The sequence below is a fragment of the Streptomyces radicis genome (genome assembly GCF_003626575.1).
Lineage (GTDB): Bacteria > Actinomycetota > Actinomycetes > Streptomycetales > Streptomycetaceae > Streptomyces > Streptomyces radicis.
Genome location: NZ_RBDY01000054.1, coordinates 1 through 20776 on the forward strand (window position 1 = coordinate 1; position 20776 = coordinate 20776).

The 20776-nt window shown below is 72.1% G+C and carries 25 protein-coding genes and 3 pseudogenes; 17 read left to right on the forward strand and 11 right to left on the reverse strand.

Annotated features, from left to right (window positions below):
- The first annotated feature begins 262 nt into the window (after nucleotides 1-262).
- Nucleotides 263-913, forward strand: coding sequence for a hypothetical protein (locus D7318_RS31785; RefSeq protein WP_120700720.1), 651 nt, complete (start codon nucleotides 263-265; stop codon nucleotides 911-913).
- Here D7318_RS31785 and D7318_RS31790 read toward each other — a convergent pair.
- Nucleotides 910-1356 carry a DUF6542 domain-containing protein gene (locus tag D7318_RS31790; protein ID WP_183091703.1) on the reverse strand — a complete coding sequence of 149 codons (447 nt, stop codon included), beginning with the start codon at nucleotides 1354-1356 and terminating at the stop codon, nucleotides 910-912. The two genes, D7318_RS31785 and D7318_RS31790, sit on opposite strands and share 4 nt — an antisense overlap.
- Nucleotides 1357-1601: 245 nt before the next feature.
- Here D7318_RS31790 and ychF point away from each other — a divergent pair, with 245 nt between their 5' ends.
- The 3 genes from ychF (at nucleotide 1602) to D7318_RS31805 (ending at nucleotide 3400) form a co-directional block, all read left to right on the forward strand.
- Nucleotides 1602-2690, forward strand: coding sequence for a redox-regulated ATPase YchF (gene ychF, locus D7318_RS31795; RefSeq protein WP_120700721.1), 1089 nt, complete (start codon nucleotides 1602-1604; stop codon nucleotides 2688-2690).
- 177 nt (nucleotides 2691-2867) lie between these two features.
- Entirely contained in the window at nucleotides 2868-3149 is a 282-nt protein-coding gene (locus D7318_RS31800; protein WP_120700722.1) for a type II toxin-antitoxin system Phd/YefM family antitoxin, read from the forward strand.
- A complete protein-coding gene (locus tag D7318_RS31805) occupies nucleotides 3146-3400 on the forward strand; it encodes a Txe/YoeB family addiction module toxin (RefSeq protein ID WP_120700723.1) in 255 nt (84 codons plus the stop codon). Before D7318_RS31800 ends, D7318_RS31805 begins: the two co-directional genes overlap by 4 nt.
- Before the next feature lie 80 nt (nucleotides 3401-3480).
- Here the strand turns inward: D7318_RS31805 and D7318_RS31810 are convergent, their stop codons facing one another.
- The 3 genes from D7318_RS31810 to D7318_RS33235 form a co-directional block, all read right to left on the reverse strand.
- Entirely contained in the window at nucleotides 3481-3873 is a 393-nt protein-coding gene (locus D7318_RS31810; RefSeq protein WP_120700724.1) for a cupin domain-containing protein, read from the reverse strand.
- Nucleotides 3873-4124 (reverse strand): hypothetical protein, encoded by a 252-nt coding sequence (locus tag D7318_RS31815; protein WP_120700725.1) that lies wholly within the window; start codon nucleotides 4122-4124, stop codon nucleotides 3873-3875. The genes D7318_RS31810 and D7318_RS31815 overlap by 1 nt, the downstream gene beginning before the upstream one ends.
- Before the next feature lie 98 nt (nucleotides 4125-4222).
- Nucleotides 4223-4996: a hypothetical protein gene (locus D7318_RS33235; RefSeq protein WP_183091702.1), complete on the reverse strand. Its 774-nt coding sequence runs from the start codon at nucleotides 4994-4996 to the stop codon at nucleotides 4223-4225.
- 222 nt (nucleotides 4997-5218) lie between these two features.
- Here D7318_RS33235 and D7318_RS31830 point away from each other — a divergent pair, with 222 nt between their 5' ends.
- From D7318_RS31830 to D7318_RS31885, 12 genes and pseudogenes are all read left to right on the forward strand, one after another.
- Entirely contained in the window at nucleotides 5219-6379 is a 1161-nt protein-coding gene (locus tag D7318_RS31830) for a helix-turn-helix domain-containing protein (RefSeq protein ID WP_120700727.1), read from the forward strand.
- Between the two features lie 48 nt (nucleotides 6380-6427).
- Nucleotides 6428-6614 (forward strand): annotated as a pseudogene (locus D7318_RS34485) (DNA repair protein); the annotation flags it as partial.
- A 22-nt stretch (nucleotides 6615-6636) separates the two neighbouring features.
- Entirely contained in the window at nucleotides 6637-8424 is a 1788-nt protein-coding gene (locus D7318_RS31840) for a bifunctional serine/threonine-protein kinase/glutamate ABC transporter substrate-binding protein (protein ID WP_120700740.1), read from the forward strand.
- A gap of 53 nt (nucleotides 8425-8477) precedes the next feature.
- On the forward strand, nucleotides 8478-8708 hold the full coding sequence (locus D7318_RS31845) for a hypothetical protein (RefSeq protein WP_120700728.1): 231 nt from the start codon (nucleotides 8478-8480) through the stop codon (nucleotides 8706-8708).
- Nucleotides 8709-9146: 438 nt separating this feature from the next.
- Nucleotides 9147-10364, forward strand: a complete 1218-nt coding sequence (locus D7318_RS31850; RefSeq protein WP_120700729.1) for an LLM class flavin-dependent oxidoreductase — start codon at nucleotides 9147-9149, stop codon at nucleotides 10362-10364.
- Nucleotides 10361-11737, forward strand: coding sequence for an NtaA/DmoA family FMN-dependent monooxygenase (locus tag D7318_RS31855; protein ID WP_120700730.1), 1377 nt, complete (start codon nucleotides 10361-10363; stop codon nucleotides 11735-11737). Before D7318_RS31850 ends, D7318_RS31855 begins: the two co-directional genes overlap by 4 nt.
- Nucleotides 11738-11811: 74 nt before the next feature.
- Nucleotides 11812-12324 (forward strand): GNAT family N-acetyltransferase, encoded by a 513-nt coding sequence (locus tag D7318_RS31860; RefSeq protein WP_120700731.1) that lies wholly within the window; start codon nucleotides 11812-11814, stop codon nucleotides 12322-12324.
- Nucleotides 12321-13343 (forward strand): amino acid ABC transporter permease, encoded by a 1023-nt coding sequence (locus tag D7318_RS31865; protein WP_120700732.1) that lies wholly within the window; start codon nucleotides 12321-12323, stop codon nucleotides 13341-13343. Before D7318_RS31860 ends, D7318_RS31865 begins: the two co-directional genes overlap by 4 nt.
- Nucleotides 13340-14107 (forward strand): amino acid ABC transporter ATP-binding protein, encoded by a 768-nt coding sequence (locus D7318_RS31870; RefSeq protein WP_120700733.1) that lies wholly within the window; start codon nucleotides 13340-13342, stop codon nucleotides 14105-14107. Before D7318_RS31865 ends, D7318_RS31870 begins: the two co-directional genes overlap by 4 nt.
- Before the next feature lie 51 nt (nucleotides 14108-14158).
- Complete coding sequence (locus tag D7318_RS31875) at nucleotides 14159-15160, forward strand: ABC transporter substrate-binding protein (protein ID WP_120700734.1); 1002 nt, start codon at nucleotides 14159-14161, stop codon at nucleotides 15158-15160.
- A 70-nt stretch (nucleotides 15161-15230) separates the two neighbouring features.
- Nucleotides 15231-15383 (forward strand): annotated as a pseudogene (locus tag D7318_RS31880) (XdhC family protein); the annotation flags it as partial.
- A gap of 63 nt (nucleotides 15384-15446) precedes the next feature.
- Nucleotides 15447-15761, forward strand: coding sequence for a MazG-like family protein (locus tag D7318_RS31885; RefSeq protein WP_120700736.1), 315 nt, complete (start codon nucleotides 15447-15449; stop codon nucleotides 15759-15761).
- Here the strand turns inward: D7318_RS31885 and D7318_RS33240 are convergent.
- Nucleotides 15730-15969 carry a hypothetical protein gene (locus D7318_RS33240; RefSeq protein ID WP_183091705.1) on the reverse strand — a complete coding sequence of 80 codons (240 nt, stop codon included), beginning with the start codon at nucleotides 15967-15969 and terminating at the stop codon, nucleotides 15730-15732. The two genes, D7318_RS31885 and D7318_RS33240, sit on opposite strands and share 32 nt — an antisense overlap.
- On the opposite strand from D7318_RS33240, the pseudogene D7318_RS34490 reads away from it, so the two are divergent.
- Nucleotides 15932-16045 (forward strand): annotated as a pseudogene (locus D7318_RS34490) (helix-turn-helix domain-containing protein); the annotation flags it as partial. The gene D7318_RS33240 and the pseudogene D7318_RS34490 sit on opposite strands and share 38 nt — an antisense overlap.
- A 98-nt stretch (nucleotides 16046-16143) precedes the next feature.
- Here the strand turns inward: D7318_RS34490 and D7318_RS31895 are convergent.
- From D7318_RS31895 to D7318_RS31915, 6 genes are all read right to left on the reverse strand, one after another.
- Nucleotides 16144-16749, reverse strand: a complete 606-nt coding sequence (locus D7318_RS31895) for a Uma2 family endonuclease (RefSeq protein ID WP_120700737.1) — start codon at nucleotides 16747-16749, stop codon at nucleotides 16144-16146.
- An 81-nt stretch (nucleotides 16750-16830) separates the two neighbouring features.
- On the reverse strand, nucleotides 16831-17247 hold the full coding sequence (locus D7318_RS31900; RefSeq protein ID WP_230424315.1) for an alpha/beta hydrolase-fold protein: 417 nt from the start codon (nucleotides 17245-17247) through the stop codon (nucleotides 16831-16833).
- A gap of 13 nt (nucleotides 17248-17260) precedes the next feature.
- Nucleotides 17261-18790 (reverse strand): tripartite tricarboxylate transporter permease, encoded by a 1530-nt coding sequence (locus tag D7318_RS31905; protein ID WP_220729913.1) that lies wholly within the window; start codon nucleotides 18788-18790, stop codon nucleotides 17261-17263.
- A gap of 2 nt (nucleotides 18791-18792) precedes the next feature.
- Nucleotides 18793-19296 (reverse strand): tripartite tricarboxylate transporter TctB family protein, encoded by a 504-nt coding sequence (locus D7318_RS34495; protein WP_230424316.1) that lies wholly within the window; start codon nucleotides 19294-19296, stop codon nucleotides 18793-18795.
- Nucleotides 19293-20276, reverse strand: coding sequence for a tripartite tricarboxylate transporter substrate binding protein (locus D7318_RS34500; RefSeq protein ID WP_230424317.1), 984 nt, complete (start codon nucleotides 20274-20276; stop codon nucleotides 19293-19295). The genes D7318_RS34495 and D7318_RS34500 overlap by 4 nt, the downstream gene beginning before the upstream one ends.
- A gap of 189 nt (nucleotides 20277-20465) precedes the next feature.
- Nucleotides 20466-20776, reverse strand: a 311-nt coding sequence (locus tag D7318_RS31915; protein WP_120700739.1) for a CYTH domain-containing protein, incomplete at its 5' end; no start/stop codon positions are given.

A 20776-nucleotide genomic window follows, 5' to 3' on the forward strand; every position in this document is an offset into this window, starting at 1 on the left:
GCACCCATCCCTCGAGTGCGGCCCGTTCCTCGTCCGACAGTGTCAACTCGGCCTTGGGCCGCCCCGTCCGTGCCATAGAGCAAGCCTATACATCTGAACAGAATTCCTGACTCGGGACACTAGGGCCGGGCCCTGAGGGAAACCCCACCTGCATCTCACCTGTATCTCCTCTGTCTCTCGCCCCGGGGGTCCCGTTCGTATGATCGGGCCCCTCAAGGCACTTGAGGCAGTTGTTGCACAACTCTTGACAGGGGAGATTCACGTGGTGCAGGGCAAGTCCGTATGGCTCCGTGCCGTCGCGCCCGCCGCCGTGCTGGCGCTGGCGCTCACGGCCTGCGGATCCGATGACTCGGACGACGACGCGGCGGGCTCGGCGGGCGCCGAGCAGAGCGAGACGACCGAGGAGTCACCGGCGGCCGAGGACGAGGCTCAGGGCGACGACGCGGCGGAGCCGGCGGACGGGGGCGGCTCCGCCACCCTCGCGGAGGGGGAGACGAGCGAGCCGGTCGCGTGGGAGGACGGCGACACGGTCGCCGACCTGGCGGTCACCCTGGACCGGGTGCACGTCGGCACGGCCGCCGACCTCGCGGCGTTGAACCTCTCCTCGCCCGCCGAAGGGCTCGTGCCCGCGTCGATCTTCCTCAGCTTCGAGCACGCGGGCGGCGACCCGCTTCAACGCCCCCGCCCCGGGATCGTCGCGTCCATGACGCTGGCCGACAACGCGCAGCAGACCAATCTCGTCGGCAGCCCCGAGATCCCCGGCGGCTGCCCGGCCGACTCGGACTTCGTCGACGCGCTGGCCGAGGGCGAGACCGCCGAGCTGTGCAAGTCGGTCCTCATCCCCGAGGGCTCCCAGGTCGCGAGCGTCGAGTGGTACTCGGGCGACACCGACCTGAGCTGGACGGTCGGCTAGCCCCGGGGGACGGCCGCCGCCCTGCGGCGGCGCAGGCGGTGGCGGAGCGCGTCGAGCCCTCTGCGGACGAGCACGACGACGCAGGCCGTGAGCGTTCCGGCGAAGACCCAGGGCGCGCGCAGGGCGAGCTCCGTGAGCGTCTGCATCGGGCCCGCCGAGCACAGCAGGCCCGTGGCGAACGCGATCGGCGCGGCGATCGGCGCCGTGACCAGGTCCGCGGGCCTGACCCAGATCGCCGTCGCCGCGCAGGTCAGGACGTAGAGCACCCCGTACAGCGCGGGTGCCCCGCCCAATGGCTCGCAGAGCCAGGCCGCCGCGACCATCGACACCGTCGCGAGCACGCCGCAGCCGAGGCCGGTGAGCCTGGGGCGGGGCAGTCGGCGCCGCTGGCTCCCCCATGACCGTTCCGCCGGGCGGTCATGGGGGCCCCTCCCGGCGGTCACGTTCGAGGACGGCCGAGGCACCCGCGTCCGCACGGCGGTGGGCGACTGCCGTGGGTGACGGGTGGTGTGCGTACTGTGTTCCACGGCACCAAGGTAAGCCGGGGTGAGGGACGGATAGCGTGATGGACACGCTTGCGGGCCATATGACTGTCCTCCCTTCCTCCCGCGCCGGCCGGTGGCCGCGCCACCGGCCGTAGACTTGGCGTTCGGCCTTACGTCCGCCCCCTCGCTCCGGGAAGTCTCACGTGTCGCTCACGATCGGAATCGTCGGCCTGCCGAATGTCGGCAAGTCGACGCTGTTCAACGCCCTGACCAAGAACGATGTGCTGGCGGCCAACTACCCGTTCGCCACCATCGAGCCGAACATCGGCGTCGTCGGCGTCCCCGACCCGCGGCTGGCCCGGCTGGCCGAGGTCTTCTCGTCGCAGCGCGTGCTGCCCGCCACGGTCGACTTCGTGGACATCGCGGGCATCGTGCGCGGCGCGAGCGAGGGCGAGGGCCTGGGGAACAAGTTCCTGGCGAACATCCGCGAGTCCGACGCCATCTGCCAGGTCATCCGCGCCTTCCACGACGAGAACGTCGTCCATGTCGACGGCAAGGTCTCGCCCAAGAGCGACATCGAGACCATCGACACCGAGCTGATGCTCGCCGACCTCCAGACCATCGAGAAGGTGCTGCCGCGCCTGGCGAAGGAGGCCAGGATCAAGAAGGACCGCCAGCCGGTGGTCGCGGCGGTCGAGGAGGCCAAGGACATCCTGGAGAGCGGCCGCACGCTGTTCTCCGCGGGCATCGCCCAGGGCACCGAGAGCGCCGAGCCGCTGCACGAGCTGCACCTGCTGACGGTCAAGCCGTTCCTCTACGTCTTCAACGTGGACGAGGACGAGCTGACGGACGAGGCGTTCAAGGCCGAGCAGCGCGCGCTGGTCGCGCCGGCCGAGGCGATCTTCCTCAACGCCAAGCTGGAGGCCGACCTGGCCGAGCTCGATGAGGACGAGGCCCTCGAGCTGCTCCAGACCGTCGGCCAGACCGAGCCGGGCCTGGCCACCCTCGCCCGCGTCGGCTTCGACACCCTCGGCCTCCAGACCTATCTGACGGCGGGCCCGAAGGAGGCCCGCGCCTGGACGATCAAGAAGGGCGCCACGGCGCCCGAGGCGGCCGGGGTGATCCACACGGACTTCCGACAGGGCTTCATCAAGGCCGAGGTCATCTCGTTCGACGACCTGATGGAGGCGGGCTCGGTCACCGAGGCCCGCTCCCGCGGCAAGGCGCGCATGGAGGGCAAGGACTATGTGATGCGCGACGGCGACGTGGTGGAGTTCCGCTTCAACGTGTGATCGTTCGATTACCTTGAGCTGGATCGATCTGTCACATGCGTGGGTCGAACGGGGCTCGCCTCTCCTGAGGCGAGCCCCGTTCTCCTTTCCGTGCTGACCTGGTGCTGACCTTTCGCCCCGCCCGCCTCCTGTCAGGTGGTACGTTATGTGGTACCAGTCCTGGAGGGAGTTCCGTCGATGTCGATCACTGCCAGCGAGGCGCGCAAGGCTCTTTTCCCGTTGATCAAGAAGGTCAACGACGATCACGAGGCCATCGAGATCGTCTCCAAGCACGGGAACGCCGTACTCGTCTCGGCTGAGGACTACGCCGCCCTGCGTGAAGGCGCCTACCTGTTGCGCTCGCCGGCCAACGCCCGCCGACTGCTCAAGGCGTACGAGAACGCGCTTGGTGGCATAGGGCTATCCGAGCGGGAGCTCATCGACCCCGATGCGTCGGGTGCCGAGAAGGGTGCCGCGTGAGGCTCGTCTTCGAAGAGGGCGGCTGGGAGGACTACACGTCCTGGCTCAAGAACGACCGCAAGATGCTCGCCCGGATCAACAAGCTCATCGAGGACGTCCTGCGGGACCCGTTCACCGGGATCGGCAAGCCCGAGCCGCTGAAGTACCACCTGCCCGGGGCTTGGTCGAGGCGGATCGATGACGAACATCGCCTCGTCCATCTCGTCATGGACCGGGAGATCATCATCCTGGCGGCCCGCTATCACTACTGATCCGGTGGGGTGCGTGATCGCCCAGCGTTCTGTCGGCTGAGCAGGTCGGAAGGGTCGGGCCGCGGCGCATCCGTCGACGATCACACCTTGGTGACTTCAACGGCCGGGCCGCAGAGGAGTGTCAGGTCCTCCGGGTCGGAAGTGAGGACGGTCACAGGCCCGGGAGCGGTGCGCGCGAGGACTGCCACCGTGGCGTCGATGGCGTACTTGTGGCCGTGGAGGTGGTGAGTGCGCAGGAGAACGGCAGCCTGGGCGGCGATCTCCTTGGTGACGTCGTGAACGTCGATGCGGGAGAGCACCCACGTGATGCGGGCGGGGTGAATGTGCTCGCAGTCGGCCTCGAGTGTGGTCATGGCGCATGTGGCTACGCGGACGCCCTCCTCCGACGCCGCCTGAACCAGAGCCGCAATCGTTCGATCCTTGCGATAGAGCTTCGAAAGTCCCTCGCTGTCGAGCAGCAGCGTGCCGGGCATCAGGCGGCGGCCCCGCCGGTCTGCCGGTGGTCATGGCGCAACAGGGCTCGGGCGGCCTCGATCTCATCGCGGGTGAGTTGGTCGTTGTCGGTCTCGAAGTCCGCGACGATCTCTCGAAGCTTGTCCATGGCTACTCGTTGCGCAAGGGCCTCGGCGACGTAGGCGGAGAAGCCGCCGGGACCGACATGGGCGCGCGCGGCCTCGGCGAGCTCCTCGGGAAGGCTGATCGAAAACTTTTTGCTACCACTCATGCTCCCTATCCTATCGGTGGTAGCAAGCCTCGACCGGGCGGGCCGCGCTCGGGGCGGTCACGACCTTCCACCGCTGGCCGGTGACGGGGCCCGCTCGGTCAGCGCAGGCGGTCGACGGCCGTGGTCGCGGTGTCCTGGAAGTCCGCCACGGGCGCGTTGGTGAAGTCGCCCAGCCTGCCCCACTGCACGAATGTGACCGTGTCGCCGTCGCGGCCCACCGCGAACAGGTCGATGTCCATGGCGCCGTAGTCCTGGGCGATGTGCAGCCCATGGACGCGGGCGCCGTCCTCGACGGCGAGCGTGCCGTAGTCCCGGTACTCCGCGGTGCTGCTGGGGTACTCCTCCTCGTACGCGGTCGCGCACCCCTCGATCGCCGCGTCGAGGAGCGTCGCCAACTCGGCGGCGGACGACGCGTCGGGCCGTACGACGGTGATCTGGACGGCGCCGGCGTCCAGGTCGGTTCGGAACGCGCGGTGCCGGGTGGCGTCACCGTCCGGCAGCGTCTCCTCGACGCAGTAGGGCACGTACTCGGGGAGGCCGGTGGTCACCTCGAGAGCGGTCCACGGCCCGGTGGGGTCCGGCGGCAGGTCGCCCGCCTCGAGGAAGCCGGGGCCCGTGGTGTCGGGGGCCTCGGGGGCGTCCGTGGCATCCGTTGCGTCAGGAGCTTCGGGGGTGTCAGGGGTGTTCGGGTCTTCCGGGGCGCTCGGGTCGTCCGTGGTGTCCGGGGTGTTCTCCGCGCCCGTGGCGTCCGATCCCTCGGACGCGTCCGAGGCGGTGCAGGCCATGGCGGTGGCGGCGGCCATGGCCACCGCGATGGCGTTGAGGGTCGCGGTCTTCGCGCGGCGCCCTGGAGGGCGGGCGTGGGTGGTCATGCGTGGGTCGTCCCTCGAGTGGTGTGAGTGGTGCGGATGGTGTCGATGTGCGGACGCCAGGAGCCTGTGCGAAGGCGATGCCTCGGGACAACCTCGCCGCCCGAATCCGGGATGACGGAACGCCGTTCGCCCCGGTGACCTGCGCCTTCGCGAGGGCCGTGGAACGCGTGGCGCGGGGCGTGTGGGAGGGTTGAGCGGTTCGCACACGGGCGGGGGGCAAGGGTGAAGCCGAGGGGAAGCGCACCGGAGGTCGAGGACTTCGCCGCGTATGTGCGCGGGCTCAAGGAGCGCGGCGGGCGAAGCTACGGGGCCCTGGCCCGGCGGTTGAACGTCAGCGCCTCCACGCTCCACCGCTACTGCTCGGGCGAGGCGGTGCCCGCGGACTTCGCGCTGCTCGAGCGCTTCGCCCAGCTGTGCGAGGCGACGCCGGACGAGCGCCTCGAGCTCCACCGGATGTGGCTGGGTGCGACGGAGGCCCGCGAGGGGCGGGAGCGCGAGCCCGCCGATCCGGAGCCCGCCGATCCCGGGCCGGAGGAGCCAGGGCCCACGGCGGGACGGCCGCGCTCGCCCCGCCGCCGTTCCCGGCGTGTCGCCGCGGCCGTGGCGGTGGGTGTCGTCGCCGTCGTCGTGGTGGCGTTGGCCGGGCTCATGGCTCAGGACCCGGCGGGGGACACCGAGCCGGATCCGGCCGAGGTCATGGATCCGGCTCAGGATCCAGAACCCGAGTCAGAACCCGAGTCAGAACCCGATCCTGAGCCCGATCCTGAGCCGCCGCTCGACTGGACGGTGGACTCGCACGTCTGGCAGAGCGGCTGCTCCCACCGGTACGTCGTCGACCGTCCGGCCGACGAGGTGCCATCGCCGCCCGTCCAGCAGGACGCGCGTGAGTGGGCGGAGCCGCTGGGCGCGGTGCACGGCGGGGAGACGCGGGTGCGGGTCACGGTCCAGGGCCGTGACTCGGCGGCCGTGGTGCTCGAGGCGTTGCGGGTCCGGGTCGTCGAACGCGCCGCGCCCGCTCCTGGTAACGCGTTCAGCATGAGCCCGGGCTGCGGCGGCTCGCTGTCCCCGCGCAGGTTCGACGTGGACCTCGACGCCGACCGCCCGCTGGCCCTGTCCAGGCCCGGCGGCGACGAGGGAGGCGAGATCCCCGCCGTGGCCCTCCCCTACGCCGTCTCCGTCAGCGAGCCCGAGGTCCTGCTGGTCACCGCCCGCACCGTGGCGTGCGATTGCAGCTGGTACCTGGAGCTCGAGTGGTCGAGCCAGGGCCGCTCCGGCACGGTCCGCGTCGACGACGACGGCCGCCCGTTCCGCACCAGCGGCGTCGAAGGGCTCCCCGCGTACTTCTACAACAACGCCGACGACAGCTGGGTCAGCGACCGGTAGACGCGCGAATGTGCGCCCTGTGGCCTTGTCGGGCAGGGTGGGAGCGTGGTGACGGTGGTGACCTTCGGGCATGGGACGGCGGGGCGTGTCGCGCGGGACGCGCTCGCCGCGTGGCTGCCGGGCGCGGGCGTGGGGTTATCGGTGGGAGCCTCGGCTCGGTGGCTTCAGGCGGCCATCGGCGGACTCGCCCGACGTGTTCTGGGAGAACGCCTCGTTCCGCGGATACGCCGGTCACATGATCTGCCAGAGTGGTGGCCGTGGAGCCATTGAGAGGGCAAGACCCCAAGCGGCTTGGGGAGTTCACGCTGCTGGCCCGGCTCGGCAGCGGGGGGATGGGGCGGGTCTATCTGGGGCGGTCGCCCGGTGGGATGCAGGTCGCGCTCAAGGTGATCCGTGAGGACTTCGCGGACGAGCCCGACGCGTTGGCCCGGTTCAGGCGTGAGGTGGCGACGGTGCGCGCGGTGCGCAGCCCGTACACCGCGCGGCTCGTCTCGGCCTCCCTCGACGCGCCGCCGTACTGGCTGGCGACGGAGTTCGTGCCGGGCCCGACGCTGCTCGCGGCCGTGCGTGGCGGTCCCCTTCAACCCGCCCTGTGCACGGGGGTGTTCGCCGCGCTGGCCGAGGCGTTGGCCGCGGTGCACGGGCAGGGCGTGGTGCACAGGGACGTGAAGCCGCACAACGTCATCCTCGCCCCCGGCGGGCCACGGCTGATCGACTTCGGGATCGCCAGGGCGGCGGAGCACACGCGGCTCACCCGCACCGGGCACACGCCTGGCACCGCCGGGTACACCGCGCCCGAGGTGCTGCTCGGCGGGGAGGCGGGCCCGGCGGCCGACGTGTTCGCGCTCGGGGCGACGATGGCCGCCGCCGCGACCGGGCGGCCGCCGTACGGCGGCGGGGAGTGGCCCGCCGTCAGCTACCGCGTCGTGCACGGCGAGATCGACGTGGACGGGGTGGAGCCCGCGTTGGCCCGGCTCATCCGCGAGTGCGTCGCGCGCGAGCCCGGGCGGCGGCCCGCCCCGGCGGAGATCGTCCGCCGGTGCGGGGTCACGCTCGCGCTGGCGGACTTCCCGCCCTACCAGTGGCTCGCGGGGGCGGCGCCCATGGCCGCGCCGCCCCAACCCGCCCGCCGCCGCGGCCCGTTGACGGTCACCGCCGCCCTGGCCGCCGGGGCGCTCGCCGTCGCGGCGCTGGTGTGGCTGCTGCCCGAGGGCGGCGGCGAGGCGACCGCGGGCGACTCCTCGGCCGGGACCGAGGGCGACGGGGGCGACGGGGGCGACGAGGCGAACGGGGGCGACGACGGCGGTGGCCGTGAACGCCTCACCATCGGCGTCAAGTTCGACCAGCCCGGCATGGGCCTGCGCACCGCGGACGGCGAGCACGAGGGCTTCGACATCGACGTCGCCCGTTACATCGCGCGCGAACTCGGCGTCGCCGATGAGGACATCACCTGGCGCGAGGCGCCGAGCGCCGACCGCGAGAGCCTACTGACGGGCGGCGAGGTGGACTTCGTCGTCGCCAGCTACCAGATCACCGAGGAGCGCGAGACAAGGATCGACTTCGCGGGCCCGTATCTCTCCGTCCGTCAAGACCTGTTGATCCGCGCCGACGACGAGGTGGCCGACATCGCGGCCCTCAACGACCTGACGCTGTGCTCGGTCACCGGCAGCACCTCTGCGCGGGTCGTGCAGGAGGGGCTGGCGCCCGGCGTGGAGATCATGGAGTACCCGACGTACTCGGAGTGCCTCACCGCCCTGGCCGAAGGGCGGGTCGACGCGCTGACCACCGACGACTGCCTCCTCGTCGGGCAGGCGTCCCAGCAGGGCGACGCGGGCGCCTACCGGCTGGCCGGTCTCGGGCTGAGCAGCGAGTACCTGTACGGCGTCGGGCTGCCGCAGGGCGAGACGGGGCTGCGCGACGCCGTCGACGCGGCGATCGGGCGGATGATCGCGGACGGCTCATGGGACGAGGCCATCGAGGCCAACCTCGGGGGCGTCGCCGACTACGCCCCGAGACCCCCCGCGGTCGAGCCCCGGACCGACTGAGCAAGTGGCCCCGATCCGGGGCGAGTTGGGCGTTTCGTCGCTATGCTCTTGGCATGGGGAGCGGGAGATGGCTCGCGGCGCCTCCCGGGGAGCCGGTCGAGGGGTGGGGCGTGCTCGGCTACGCGCTCATCGGGGTGGTGATGGTCGTCCTCGGAGTCCACGGGGCGCTGCGGAAGGTGGACGCGCCGGAGCTTCGTGTGGTGCACCGGGTCGCCGGGTGTGTCGTGGCCGCGGGGGGCTGCTTCCTCATCGGGCAGGCCGCTGTGCGGGCGCTTGTCGCGTGAGGTGACGTAGGTGACGTGAGGTGTTCCGCCGCGTCGTTCGGCCCCGGCGTTGAACGGACCCATGCCGCCTGGAGCTTCCCTTATGTGCCGGTTTCTTGCGATGGACAGAGGGCGCGTGCGCTTGTTAGCTTCGCGGCAGTCGAGCACGCTCCTGGGGAACCCTGGGGAAGGGGGGAACGCCGTGCACGGATATGTCGCCGCTCAGGCGCCCCTGTTCCGGCGCCTCGCCATCGACCTGCGCCGGTCCGCCAGCTCGCTCTGTAGCTGAACGCCCGCTCCACCGCGGCCCCGGCGCGTTCCTCTCTCGTCGCCGCACTCGGGGTCCCCGGCGTTCGACCTCCCTCTCTCTCCTCCCTCTCTCCTGCCTTCGCCTCGCCGAGCCCGGTCGCGCGCGAGTCCGCGCGTCCGCGTGCCCCTCGACAGGAAGCGAGACCCCGCATGACCCTCCATCTCGCCGTCGCCCTCGACGGCACCGGCTGGCACCCCGCCGCATGGCGCGAGCAACGGGCCCGCCCCGACGAGCTGTTCACCGCCCGCTACTGGGCCGACCTGGTCGCCGAGGCCGAGTCAGGGCTTCTCGACTACGTCACCATCGAGGACGCGCTCGCCCTCCAGTCACCTTCCCCGACCTCCCACGACGACAGGACCGACCAGGTGCGGGGGCGCCTCGACGCCGTGCTCATCGCCTCCCGCGTCGCGCCCCTGACCCGCCACATCGGCCTCGTGCCGACCGCCACCGTGTCCCACACCGAGCCGTTCCACGTCTCCAAGGCGATCGCCACCCTCGACCACGTCAGCTCGGGCCGCGCGGGCTGGCGCGCCCAGGTCTCCCCGCCGCTGGCCAACGCGCACTTCGGCCGCCGCGCGCCGATCGCGTTCACCGAGCTGCCCGGCAGCACGCCGGGGCGGCCCTTGCTGCGCCCCGACGACTTCGCCGACGCGTTCGCCGAGGCCGAGGACTTCGTGACGGCCGCCCGGCTGCTGTGGGACAGCTGGGAGGACGACGCGGAGATCAGGGACGCGGCGACCGAGCGCTTCGTCGACCGCGACAAGCTGCACTACATCGACTTCCACGGCCGCTGGTTCAGCGTGCGGGGGCCCTCGATCGTGCCCCGCCCGCCGCAGGGCCAGCCCGTGGTCGCGGTGCTCGCGCACGCCACCGTGCCCTACCGCCTCGGCGCGGCGTCGGCCGACCTCGTCCATGTCACGCCGCGGGACGCCGACGACGCCCGCGCCATCGTCGCGGAGGTGCGCGACCTGCAACGCGCCGCGGGGCGCGAGGACGAGACCGTGCACATCATCGGGGACGTCGTCGTCCTGCTCGGCGCGACCACCGCGGAGGCCGAGGACCGCAGGGCGCGCCTGGACGGGCGCTCGGACGTCGCGTTCGAGAGCGACGCCCCCGTCTTCACCGGCACCGCGGCCGAACTGGCCGAGCTGCTCCTGGCGTTGGCCGAGACCGGGCTGACCGGCTTCCGGCTGCGCCCCGCCGTCCTCCCCGACGACCTGGAGGCGATCACCCGCGACCTGGTGCCCGAGCTGCGGCGCAGGGGCGCGTTCCGCGACGCCTACGCGGCCGACACGCTGCGCGGACTGCTGGGCCTGCCACGCCCCGCCAACCGCTTCGCCACCACGACCGAGGGAGCGGCCCGATGACCGCGGGTGTGACCGATGGCAGGAACGATCGTGAGCGAAAGAAGCAGATCATCCTCGGCGTCTTCCTGAGCGGGGTCAATCACCACACGCTCTGGGCCGATCCCGAGGCGGGCAGCCAGATCGCGTTCTCGACGTTCGAGCATGTCGCCCGCACCGCCGAGCGCGGCAGGTTCGACTTCTTCTTCCTCGCCGAGGGCCTGGCGCTGCGCGAGCGGAACGGCCTCATCTTCGACCAGGACGTCGTCGGCCGCCCCGACACCCTGCCCGTGCTCGCCGCGCTCGCCGCCGTGACCGAACACCTGGGCCTGGTCGGCACGTTGAACGCCACGTTCAACGAGCCCTACGAGCTGGCCAGGCAGCTCGCCTCCCTCGACCACCTCTCGGGTGGCCGCGCAGGCTGGAACGTTGTCACGTCGTTCGACGCGTTCACCGGGCAGAACTTCAGGCGCGGCGGCTTCCTGCACCGCGACGACCGGTATGTGCGCGCCGGGGAGTTCCTGGCCGCGGCCCGGCGGCTGTGGGACTCCTGGCCCGCCGACGCGATCGTGGCCGACCGGGCCGCCGGAACGTTCCTGCGCGACGGCGGGGCGGGCGCGTTCGCCTTCTCCGGCAAGCAGTTCGACATCGAGGGCCGGTTCACCACGCCCCGGAGCCCCCAGGGCCACCCGGTGATCCTCCAGGCCGGGGTCTCGCCGCAGGGCCGGGACTTCGCGGCGGGCGGCGCGGACGCGATCTTCTCGCCGTACCACCGTCTTGACGAGGCACAGGAGTTCTACCGCGACATCCAGGCCAGGGCCGCGCGCCAGGGCCGCCCGCCGGGCTCGGTGAAGATCCTGCCGTCGGCGTCGTTCGTGCTCGGCGACACCCGGGAGGAGGCCGAGGAACGCCAACGGGACATCGCCCACCGGCAGGTGACGGGCCGGACGGCGCAGATCCTCCTCGAGTCGGTCTGGAATCGCGACCTGTCGGGCTACGACCCCGAGGGGCCACTGCCCGACATCGACCCCGACCCCACGGGCCCGCCCGTCATCAGGGGCCGGGCCGTGCTCCACCAGGACCCGCACCGGACGGTCGCCGAGTGGCGCGCGCTCGCCGCCGCGAACGACTGGTCGCTGCGCGAGCTGGCCATCCATGTCTTCTCCCGCACGGAGTTCGTCGGCACACCCGCCCAAGTCGCCGACCGGATCGACGACTTCGTGCAACGCGACGGCTCCGACGGATTCATCCTCGGCTCCCATCTGGTGCCCACGGGCCTCGACGAGTTCGTGGACACGGTCGTCCCCCTCCTCCAGGAACGCGGCTCGCTGCGCACGGAGTACACCGGCTCGACGCTCAGGGAGAACCTCGGCATCCCCCCGAGGACGGCCTCGTGAGACCGCCACCGCCAGCGCCACCGCCACCGCCCGCGCCACCGGCCGGGCCCGGTCTCACCGTGGTCGAGGCCCTCATGTCCGACCCGCTCACCGAGCCGCTGCGCAGGGAGCTCGAGCGCGAGTACACCGAGCGCTACGGCATCGACGCCTCGGGGGAGATGGCGCGTTACCCCGACGCCGAATTCGCCCCGCCGCACGGTCTGTTGCTCCTGCTGCTCCAGGACGGCGCGCCGGTGGCCGGGGGCGCCTACCGCCGATTCGATGCGGACACCGCCGAGTTGAAGCGGATCTGGACCCGGTCGGGGTTCCGCAGGCGCGGGTTGGCGCGCCGGGTCGTCGCCGAGCTGGAACGGGCCGCCGCCGCGCGTGGCTACCGCCGCGTCTACCTCACCACGGGCCCGCGCCAGCCCGAGGCGCGCGGGCTCTATCTCGCCAGCGGATACACGCCGTTGTTCGACACCGCGCCCGACCCCGAGACGATCGGGCCGCTGCCGTTCGAGAAGCGCCTCGTGGAGCGGGTCGTGCCCGCGCGCGTCGCCTCCGAGCGCGTCGCCTCCGAGGGCGAGCGGGGGGTGAGTCGCCCATGACCGCCGCCGACACGGCCGTGGCCCCGGCCGACGACGAGGACCTGAGCACGTTGCCCATCGTGCCCGCCCGCCACTACTGGCGCTGGCTCGCCGGGTTCGTGGTGCTGGTCCTGGTGGGCCAGTTCGCCCATGGGCTGGTCACCAACCCCGGCTGGGACTGGCCGGTGTTCTTCGACTACCTGCTGGCCGACAGCGTGCTCGCCGCCGTCTGGGTGACTCTCCAACTCACCCTCTACGGCACGGTGTTGGGCTTTGCCCTGGGGGTGGTGCTGGCCCTGATGCGGCTGTCGGACAGCGTCATCCTCCAGAGCGTCGCCTGGACCTACGTCTGGGCGTTCCGCTCGATCCCGCTGATCGTGCAGCTGCTGTTCTGGTTCAACCTCGCGTATCTCTACCAGGAGTTGGGCTTCGGCATCCCGTTCGGCCCGGTCTTCTGGCATGTCGAGACCATGAACCTGATCGGCGCCATGACCGCCGCCGTCATCGGCCTCGCCCTCCACCAGGCCGCCTACGCCGCCGAGATCGTGCGCGGCGGCGTGCTCGCGGTCGACCCGGGGCAGCGCGAGGCCGCGGCGGCGCTCGGCATCCCCAGGGTCAGGCAGCTGCGCCGCATCGTGCTGCCCCAGGCGATGCGCGGCATCCTGCCCAACGCGGCCAACGAGATCATCTCGCTCTTCAAGGGCACCTCCATCGTCTCGGTGATGGCGATCGGCGAGCTCTTCTACCAGGTGCAGGTCATCTACGGGCGCAACGGCCGCGTCGTTCCGCTGCTGATGGTCGCCACCGTCTGGTACATCGTCCTGACCACCGTGCTCTCCGTCGCCCAGTACTACGTGGAGCGGTACTTCGCGCGCGGCGCCGAGCGGAACCCCCCGCCCACCCCGGCCCAGCGACTGCGGGCCCTGGTGCGGGACTTCCGCGCCGCGACGGGCGCCGCCGACCGCGCGCGCGGCGGACCCACGCGCGGCGGACCCGCGCCCCCGCGGAAGGACGCGCCGGTCGAGGGGGGCGCGCGATGAGCGGCGACGCGATGGTCGATGTCAGGGGCGTGCACAAGTCGTTCGGCGCGCTCCACGTGCTGCGCGGCGTCGACCTCAGGGTCGGGGCGGGGGAGGTGGCGGTCATCCTCGGCCCCTCGGGCTCGGGCAAGTCCACGCTGCTGCGCGGCATCAACCACCTGGAGAAGCTGGACCGCGGCTATGTCCGCATTGACGGCGAGCTGATCGGCTACCGCCGCACCGGAGGCAAGCTGCGCGAGCTCAAGGAGCGCGACGTCCTCAGGCAGCGCGCGCACATCGGCTTCGTCTTCCAGAACTTCCACATCTTCCCCCATCTGACCGCCCTGGAGAACGTCGTCGAGGCGCCGCTCTCCACGCTGCGCAGGCCGCGCCGCGAGGCGGTCGCCCAGGGGCGGGCGCTGCTGGCCAGGGTGGGCCTGGCCGACAAGGCCGACCAGTACCCGAGGCAGCTGTCCGGCGGCCAGCAGCAGCGCGTTGCCATCGCCCGCGCGCTCGCCCTCGAACCGAAGGTGCTGCTCTTCGACGAGCCCACGTCCGCGCTCGACCCCGAGCTGGTGGGCGAGGTGCTCGACGTGATCAGGGGCCTGGCCCGCACCGGCACCACCATGATCGTGGTCACCCACGAGATCGGCTTCGCCCGCGAGATCGCCGACACGGTGGTCTTCATGGACGAAGGGCTGATCGTCGAGCAGGGCCCGCCGCCCGCGGTGCTCGACAGCCCGGCGCACGAGCGCACCCGGGCGTTCCTCTCCAAGGTCCTGTGAACGTTCCCCCTTCCATTACTCATCTCCCCTTCTCTCACGCCGGAGTTGACCATGCACATCGGTATCGAACGACGCCCCGCCCGAAGAGGGCTCGCCGTCGCCTTCGGGCTCGCCCTGACCCTCTCCCTCGCGGCCTGCGGCGACCCGGAGGAGGACGAGGCGGGCCCCGCCGACGGCGGCGCGGGGTCGTCCGAGGACGCGGGCGTCAACACCAGCCCCGACCAGGACCGGATCCGCACCGATGAGGTCGCCGACATCGCCGCGCTCGTCCCCGAGGAGATCCGCGACCGCGGCACCCTCGAGGTCGTCAACTCGGTGGGCACCGTACCGCCGTTGAACTTCTACGCCACCGACGACGAGACCGTGATCGGCGTCGAGACCGACATCGCCACGCTGGTCGGCGACGTGCTCGGGCTCGAGGTGGAGTTCTCGACGGTGGACTGGGCGAACATCTTCGTCGGCCTCGACAGCGGCCGCTACGACGCGGGGTTCGGCAACATCACGGTGACCGAGGAGCGCAAGGACAAGTACGACTTCGCCACCTACCGCCTCGACAACGTGGCGTTCGAGGCACAGGCCGGCGCCGACTGGTCGGTGGAGGGCCCCGAGGATGTCGCCGGCCGCACGATCGGCGTCGGCTCAGGCACCAACCAGGAGCAGATCCTGATCAGTTGGAGCGAGCAGAACGTCGCCGCGGGCCTGGAGCCGACCGACATCAGGTACTACCAGAACGCCACCGACTACTATCTTGCGCTCTCCTCGGGCCGCCTCGACGCCTACCTCGGCCCCAACCCCAGCGCCGTCTACCACGCCCGCATCAGCGGCGACACCGAGATCATCGGCTCCATCTCCGGCGCGGGCGACGAGCTCCAGGGCGAGATCGCGGCCACGACGAAGAAGGACAACGGCCTGGTCGAGGCGCTCGCCGCGGCGCTCAACGAGGTGATCGAGAACGGCAGTTACGGCGAGGTCCTGGACCGCTGGGGCCTGGCGGGCGAGGCGGTGGAGAAGTCCCGGATCAACCCGCCGGGGCTGCCGCGCCAGGACGGTTGACACACGATTGACACGACGCCGCGGCGACACGACGGCCTCTCCGTCCACGAGCGACGGAGGGGCCGTCCCGCTCGCCCGCCTCGCCTCCCCGATCGGCCTCGACCTGGGCGCCCGCACCCCTGAGGAGACGGCCGTGGCGATCATGGCCGAGATCATCGCCCAGCAGTGGGGCAGCACCGGCCGACGCCTGACGGACACGACGCCCCTCCCGATCCACCACTGAGGACGCCCCGCGGGGCAACGCGCGCCCTCCGCGGACCACTTGCGGAGCACTTACGCTGGGCGGATGGACGAGTCGACCTGGGACACCGTCGAGCGCCTGGTCACCTGGCTCGACGCGCACAGTCCCCACGCGCCCGAGGTGCGGCGCCTGTTGCGGGTGCTGAAGCTCCAGGAGGAGGCAGGGGAGGTCGCCGAGGCGGTCCAGGGCGCGATGGGCGGCAACCCCCGCAAGGGCGCGAGCCACACGTGGGCGGACGTGGAGCGCGAGCTGTGCGACGTGATCATCACGGCGATGGTCACCCTGACGACGATCAGCGCGGCCCCGCACGAAACGTTCAGCACCCACCTCACCCACGTCGCCCACCGTTCGCCGGGCTGACCTCTCCCGCTCGGCGTGGAACGCGGGCCTGGACGATCAACGTGCCCAGATTCTCGGGATCGGGCGCCTCGATGACCCTGGCCTCGACCTCGGCGAAGCCGTGGTGCAGGAGGATGCCGTGCCACATCTCCTCGGAGTAGGCCCACCGTTGGACCGGCAGGACCTTGCCCGTGAAGCCGCTGGGCGCCCGGCTGCGAGGGCTCCGCAAGGACGCGGGCTACCCCAGCGGTCGGGCGTTCGCCGCCGCCACCGGATGGCAGGAGTCGAAGGTCTCCCGGATCGAGAACGGACGCCAGAACGCCAGCGAGGAGGACATCCGCGTCTGGTGTGAGAAGACCGGCGCTCGGGAGCACATCCCCGACCTGGCTGAGCCCCGCCGCCCTCACCCACGTCGCCCACCGGGCCGCGCCTGGCGTCCCCGGGGCACCAGACCGCCCAGGTTCAGGTCGATCGTGAACGGTACGGGGCGGCGGAGCGCCTCGCGGAAGATCCCCGCCGCGACATACGTGCCGGTCGGCCGGTCCAGCTCGTAGACGTGCGCGACCGGGGACGCGTTCTCCTCCTCGACGCACCAGTAGTGGGGGATCCCGGCCTCGGCGTACTTCCTGAGCTTGACCGTCCGGTCGCGGTGCGCGGACTCGGGCGAGACGACCTCGACCACGAGCAGCACCTCGTCGGGCGCGTACCACGTGCGGTCGGGCTCGTACGGGGCGGAGGTCACCAGCAGGTCGGGCTCGGGGCGGTTGCGCGCGTCGAGGCGGATCGTCAGCTCGCGCTCCACCTCGACGCCCTCGGGGGCCTGGGCCATGAGGCCCGTGGTGAGGGCGGTGACCAGGCGGCCGTGCCAGGACCGTTGCGGCGCCGTCATGAAGACGAGGGCTCCGTCGATCAGCTCGGTGTGGCGGGGCGCCTCGGGGAGGCGGTCCAGATCCTCCGCGAACCAGCCCTCCGCGCGCGGCGGGCGCATCCACTCGGGCAGTGCGGTCATGGGACAACCCTAGCGATGTCGCCCGCCGCCCGGCTGCTCAGCGCACGCCAAGGGCGCGTGTCAGCGTCGGCAGGGCCCGGCTCAGGGAGCGGGTCCAGTAGGGCCAGGTGTGGGCGCCTGGGCCGTCGGGTCGCCCCAGAGGCCCGCCGGGTCGACGCCCTGGCCCCGCGCGATGTCGTGCACGAGCGAGGGCGAGGAGCTCGTTCCGATGACGCCGCTGAACGACGCCGCCGCGCGGAACAGCCCCGGATGGCGCGCCGCGTAGGCCAGCGCGCCCGTGCCGCCCTCGGGGCACACGACGAGCAACGGCAGGTCCCCGACGGTCTGTTCGAGGCCCGCGCTCGGCCAGGCCTCCCAGCCGTCGGTGGGGTCGCAGCAGCCGTGCGGGAGGTAGCGCTCGGAGACGCGCGTCGCGGAGATCAGCCGCGCGCGGCGCGGGCGCGCCCCCGCGGTGCCGGGCGTCAACGCGAGCAGCCCGGCAGCCGCGAGGGCGGCCACCAACCCCGTCACCTCAGCCGCGCGGCACGCGCGCCCCCGGCGTCGCCCTTCGCCGTACACGCCGCAGCACACGCCGCACCAGCGGCCACGCCACGATCGCCGCGATGAGCGCGTACACGCCCACCGAGAACGGCGTGTCGAAGAGACCCGACACGCTCCCGTCGCTGATCTGGAGCGCGCGCCGCATCTGCAACTCGGCGGCCGGGCCCAGGATCGCGCCGAGCACGGCGGGCAGCACCGGCAGCCCGTAGCGCCGCATCAGCAGCCCGACCAGCCCGATGATCAGCAGGATCACCAGGTCGAGCGTCTCGCCGCCCACCGCGTACGCGCCGACCGCGGCGAAGAAGAGGATGCCCGCGTACAGATAGGGGCGCGGGACGCGCAGCAGCTTGGCCCAGATGGGCGCGAGCGGCAGGTTGAGCACCAGCAGCATCGCCATCCCGACGAACAGCGACGCGATGAGCGCCCACACCAGCTCCGACTCGCGCTCGAACAGCAGCGGCCCCGGCTGGATGCCATAGCTCTGGAACGCCGCCAGCATCACCGCGGCCACCGCCGTGGTCGGCAGGCCGAGGGTCAGCATCGACGCGAGCGTTCCCGCCGCCGAGGCGGACGCGGCCGACTCCGGGCCAGCGACGCCCTCGATGGCGCCCTTGCCGAACTCGTCCCTGTGCCGCGAGAGCCGCTTCTCCGTCGCGTACGACAGGAACGTCGGTATCTCCGCGCCCCCCGCGGGTATCGCGCCGAACGGGAAGCCGATCAACGGGCCGCGCAGCCACGGCTTCCATGTGCGGCGCAGCTCGGCGCGGCCCAGCCACGGGCGCCCGACGGGGATCGGCCTGTCGGGGCGGCGGCGCAGGTGCAGCGCCACCCACAGCGCCTCGCCGATCGCGAAGAGGCCCACGGCGACGATCACCACGTCGATGCCGTCGGCGAGTTGGAGGACGTCGAACGTGAGCCGCTGCTGCCCGGTGAGCGCGTCGAGGCCGACCATGCCGATGGTCAGGCCGATCAGCAGCGAGGCGAAGCCGCGCACCCGCGAGTTGCCGAGCACCGACGTCACGGCCACGAAGGCGAGCACCATGATCGCGAAGTAGTCGGCCGCGCCCATGTCCACGGCCCACTCGGCGATCGTGGGGGCCAGGACGACCAGCAGGATCGTGCCGATCATGCCGCCCGCGAAGTGGCCGATCGCCGCGGCGGCGAGCGCCTGCGCGCCCCGCCCCGAGCGGGCCATCGGGTGGCCCTCCAACGCGGCGACGACCGCGGCCGTCTCGCCCGGCGTGTTGAGCAGGATCGACGTCGTCGAGCCGCCGAACATGCCGCCGTAGTAGATGCCCGCGAACATGATGAACGCCGCCGTCGGGTCGAGCCCGTAGGTCACCGGCAGCAGCAGCGCCACGGCCATCGCGGGGCCGATGCCGGGCAGCACGCCGATGGCCGTGCCGAGCAGCACGCCGAGCGCCGCCCACATGACATTCCCGGGGCTCAGGGCCGTTCCGAAGCCGTCCACCAGCGAGGACAGGGAGTTGGCCATGTCCATGGTCACAGCACCTCCATCAGCGGGCCGCCGGGCAGCGGGATGCCGAGCAGGCTGTCGAAGAGGACATAGGTGGCGACGGAGAGCACCGCCGCGATGAGCGGGTCCCTGTGGTACGCCCGGCTGCCGAGCACCCATGCCGAGCCCCAGAACATCAGCGCGCCCGAAGCGGGCAGGCCGAGCGGCTCGATGAGCACCGCGTTGCCGAGGAAGACCCCCGCGAGCAGCAGGACCGTGCGCCAGTCGCCCGGGGCGGCGAGGTCGATGTCCTCGCCGCCCTCCGCCTCGCCGCGCCCGCCGCGCAGCACGTCGACGGCCAGCAGCGCCGCGACGACGAGCAGCGCGACGCCCACCACGGTCGGCATCGTCGTGGGGCCGACGGGCCCGCGCTGCTCGATGTCCACGTCCATCGTCAGCACATCGCCGAGCACGAGCGCGCCGAGCACCAACAGCAGGGCGCACACGCCGAGTTCGGACCGCTCGCGCAGCCATGGCCTGATGCCTGTCACAGCCCCAGCTCCCTCAGGGTCTCGTCCACGCGGCTGTTCTGGCTCTCCAGGAAGTCGCCGAACTCGTCGCCGGTCAGGAACGCGTCCGCCCACCCGTTGCGCGTCAGCGCCTCGCTCCACTGCGGCGAGCCGTGCAGCTCGGTGAGCAACGCCACCAGCCGGTCGCGTTCGGCCTCGGTCAGGCCCGGTGGGGCGACGATGCCGCGCCAGTTGGTGAACTCCACGTCCAGGCCCGCCTCTTGGAGCGTCGGCGCGTCGATGCCCGGGGAACGTTCCGGCCCTGTGACGGCGAGCACGCGCAGCTCGCCCGCCTCGATCTGGTCCAGGTACTCGCCGACGCCCGAGACGCCGAACGCGACCTCGCCGCCCAGGATCGCGGCCAGCAGCTCGCCGCCGCCGTCGTAGGCCACGTAGTTGGCCGACCGCGGCGTGACCCCGGCGGCGCCCGCCATCAGCATCGACGCCAGGTGGTCGGGCCCACCGGGCGACGAGCCGCCGCCGAACGGCAACGACCCGGGGTTCGCCCGCCAGTCGGCCAGCATGTCGTCGATGTCCTCGTACGGGGAGTCGGCGGGCACGACCACGATGTCGGGCTCCTCGGTCAGCCGCGCCAGGGGCGTGGTGTCGGCGAGGGTGACATCCGTGTGGTTGGTGTGCACCGCGCCGACGACGCCGAGGCCCATCGACATCGCGAGGCGCCCGTTGCCGCGCTCGGCCACCAGATGGCTCAGGCCGACGGTGCCGCCCGCGCCGGGGAGGTTGAACACCTCGATGGAGCCGGTGAGTTCGGCCTCCTCGGCGGCCCGCGCGGCGGTGCGGGCGGTGATGTCGTAGCCGCCGCCCGGCTCGTTGGGCACCAGGAAGCGCAGCCCCGGGATGTCGGTCCCGCCGCCGCCCGAGTCGTCGGAGCTCACCAGCGGGGGGACGAGGAACACCAGGAGTGCCGCCGCGAGCAGGGAGGCAAGCGCCCTTGCGCGCACGTGGCCACCGCCTTCCGTGGAACGAGTGTGTGGCTGCCGTCCGTTCGTCGGTGCGAACGGCGCCACATCGTGCGGCTCGGCGGAAGGCGGTGTCCATGTCCCGACCGGTTGCGCACGTAAGTGACCTTGTGGTCATAGAGTTCAGGCGCGGCGTGGCCCCCTTTCGGCCGGTCCGGGTGGTGCCGTTGGTCAGGCCGCGGGGTGGCGGTCGAGGATCAGGTGGGGGTATCCGGCGTGGATGCGGTCGCCGAGGTCGGCGTCGAGGGCGGCGATGAACGTGTCGAGGCGGGCCGTGGCGGCCTGGATGTTCTCGGCTTCGCCCTTGAACTCGCACTCGATGAACGTGCCGAGCCCGGCGACTTCGTCGAACGCGACGGCGATGTCGCCGTCGGCGGTGATCCATTCCTCGCGCACCTTGTCGACGACGGCGATCTGTGTGCAGTCGAGCGCGGCCAGGAGGCGGGTGATCGCCTCGGGGTCGGAGACGGTGGACTCGTACT

What these genes read in the sequence shown, in the direction of transcription:
- D7318_RS31800 (WP_120700722.1), top strand. Translation starts at nt 2,868, where the DNA reads ATGTCGATCACTGCCAGCGAGGCGCGCAAGGCTCTTTTCCCGTTGATC.
- D7318_RS31810 (WP_120700724.1), bottom strand. Translation starts at nt 3,873, where the DNA reads ATGCCCGGCACGCTGCTGCTCGACAGCGAGGGACTTTCGAAGCTCTAT.
- D7318_RS31815 (WP_120700725.1), bottom strand. Translation starts at nt 4,124, where the DNA reads ATGAGTGGTAGCAAAAAGTTTTCGATCAGCCTTCCCGAGGAGCTCGCC.
- D7318_RS33235 (WP_183091702.1), bottom strand. Translation starts at nt 4,996, where the DNA reads ATGACCACCCACGCCCGCCCTCCAGGGCGCCGCGCGAAGACCGCGACC.
- D7318_RS31845 (WP_120700728.1), top strand. Translation starts at nt 8,478, where the DNA reads ATGGGGAGCGGGAGATGGCTCGCGGCGCCTCCCGGGGAGCCGGTCGAG.
- D7318_RS31850 (WP_120700729.1), top strand. Translation starts at nt 9,147, where the DNA reads ATGACCCTCCATCTCGCCGTCGCCCTCGACGGCACCGGCTGGCACCCC.
- D7318_RS31855 (WP_120700730.1), top strand. Translation starts at nt 10,361, where the DNA reads ATGACCGCGGGTGTGACCGATGGCAGGAACGATCGTGAGCGAAAGAAG.
- D7318_RS31860 (WP_120700731.1), top strand. Translation starts at nt 11,812, where the DNA reads ATGTCCGACCCGCTCACCGAGCCGCTGCGCAGGGAGCTCGAGCGCGAG.
- D7318_RS31865 (WP_120700732.1), top strand. Translation starts at nt 12,321, where the DNA reads ATGACCGCCGCCGACACGGCCGTGGCCCCGGCCGACGACGAGGACCTG.
- D7318_RS31870 (WP_120700733.1), top strand. Translation starts at nt 13,340, where the DNA reads ATGAGCGGCGACGCGATGGTCGATGTCAGGGGCGTGCACAAGTCGTTC.
- D7318_RS31875 (WP_120700734.1), top strand. Translation starts at nt 14,159, where the DNA reads ATGCACATCGGTATCGAACGACGCCCCGCCCGAAGAGGGCTCGCCGTC.
- D7318_RS31885 (WP_120700736.1), top strand. Translation starts at nt 15,447, where the DNA reads ATGGACGAGTCGACCTGGGACACCGTCGAGCGCCTGGTCACCTGGCTC.
- D7318_RS31895 (WP_120700737.1), bottom strand. Translation starts at nt 16,749, where the DNA reads ATGACCGCACTGCCCGAGTGGATGCGCCCGCCGCGCGCGGAGGGCTGG.
- D7318_RS31905 (WP_220729913.1), bottom strand. Translation starts at nt 18,790, where the DNA reads ATGGACATGGCCAACTCCCTGTCCTCGCTGGTGGACGGCTTCGGAACG.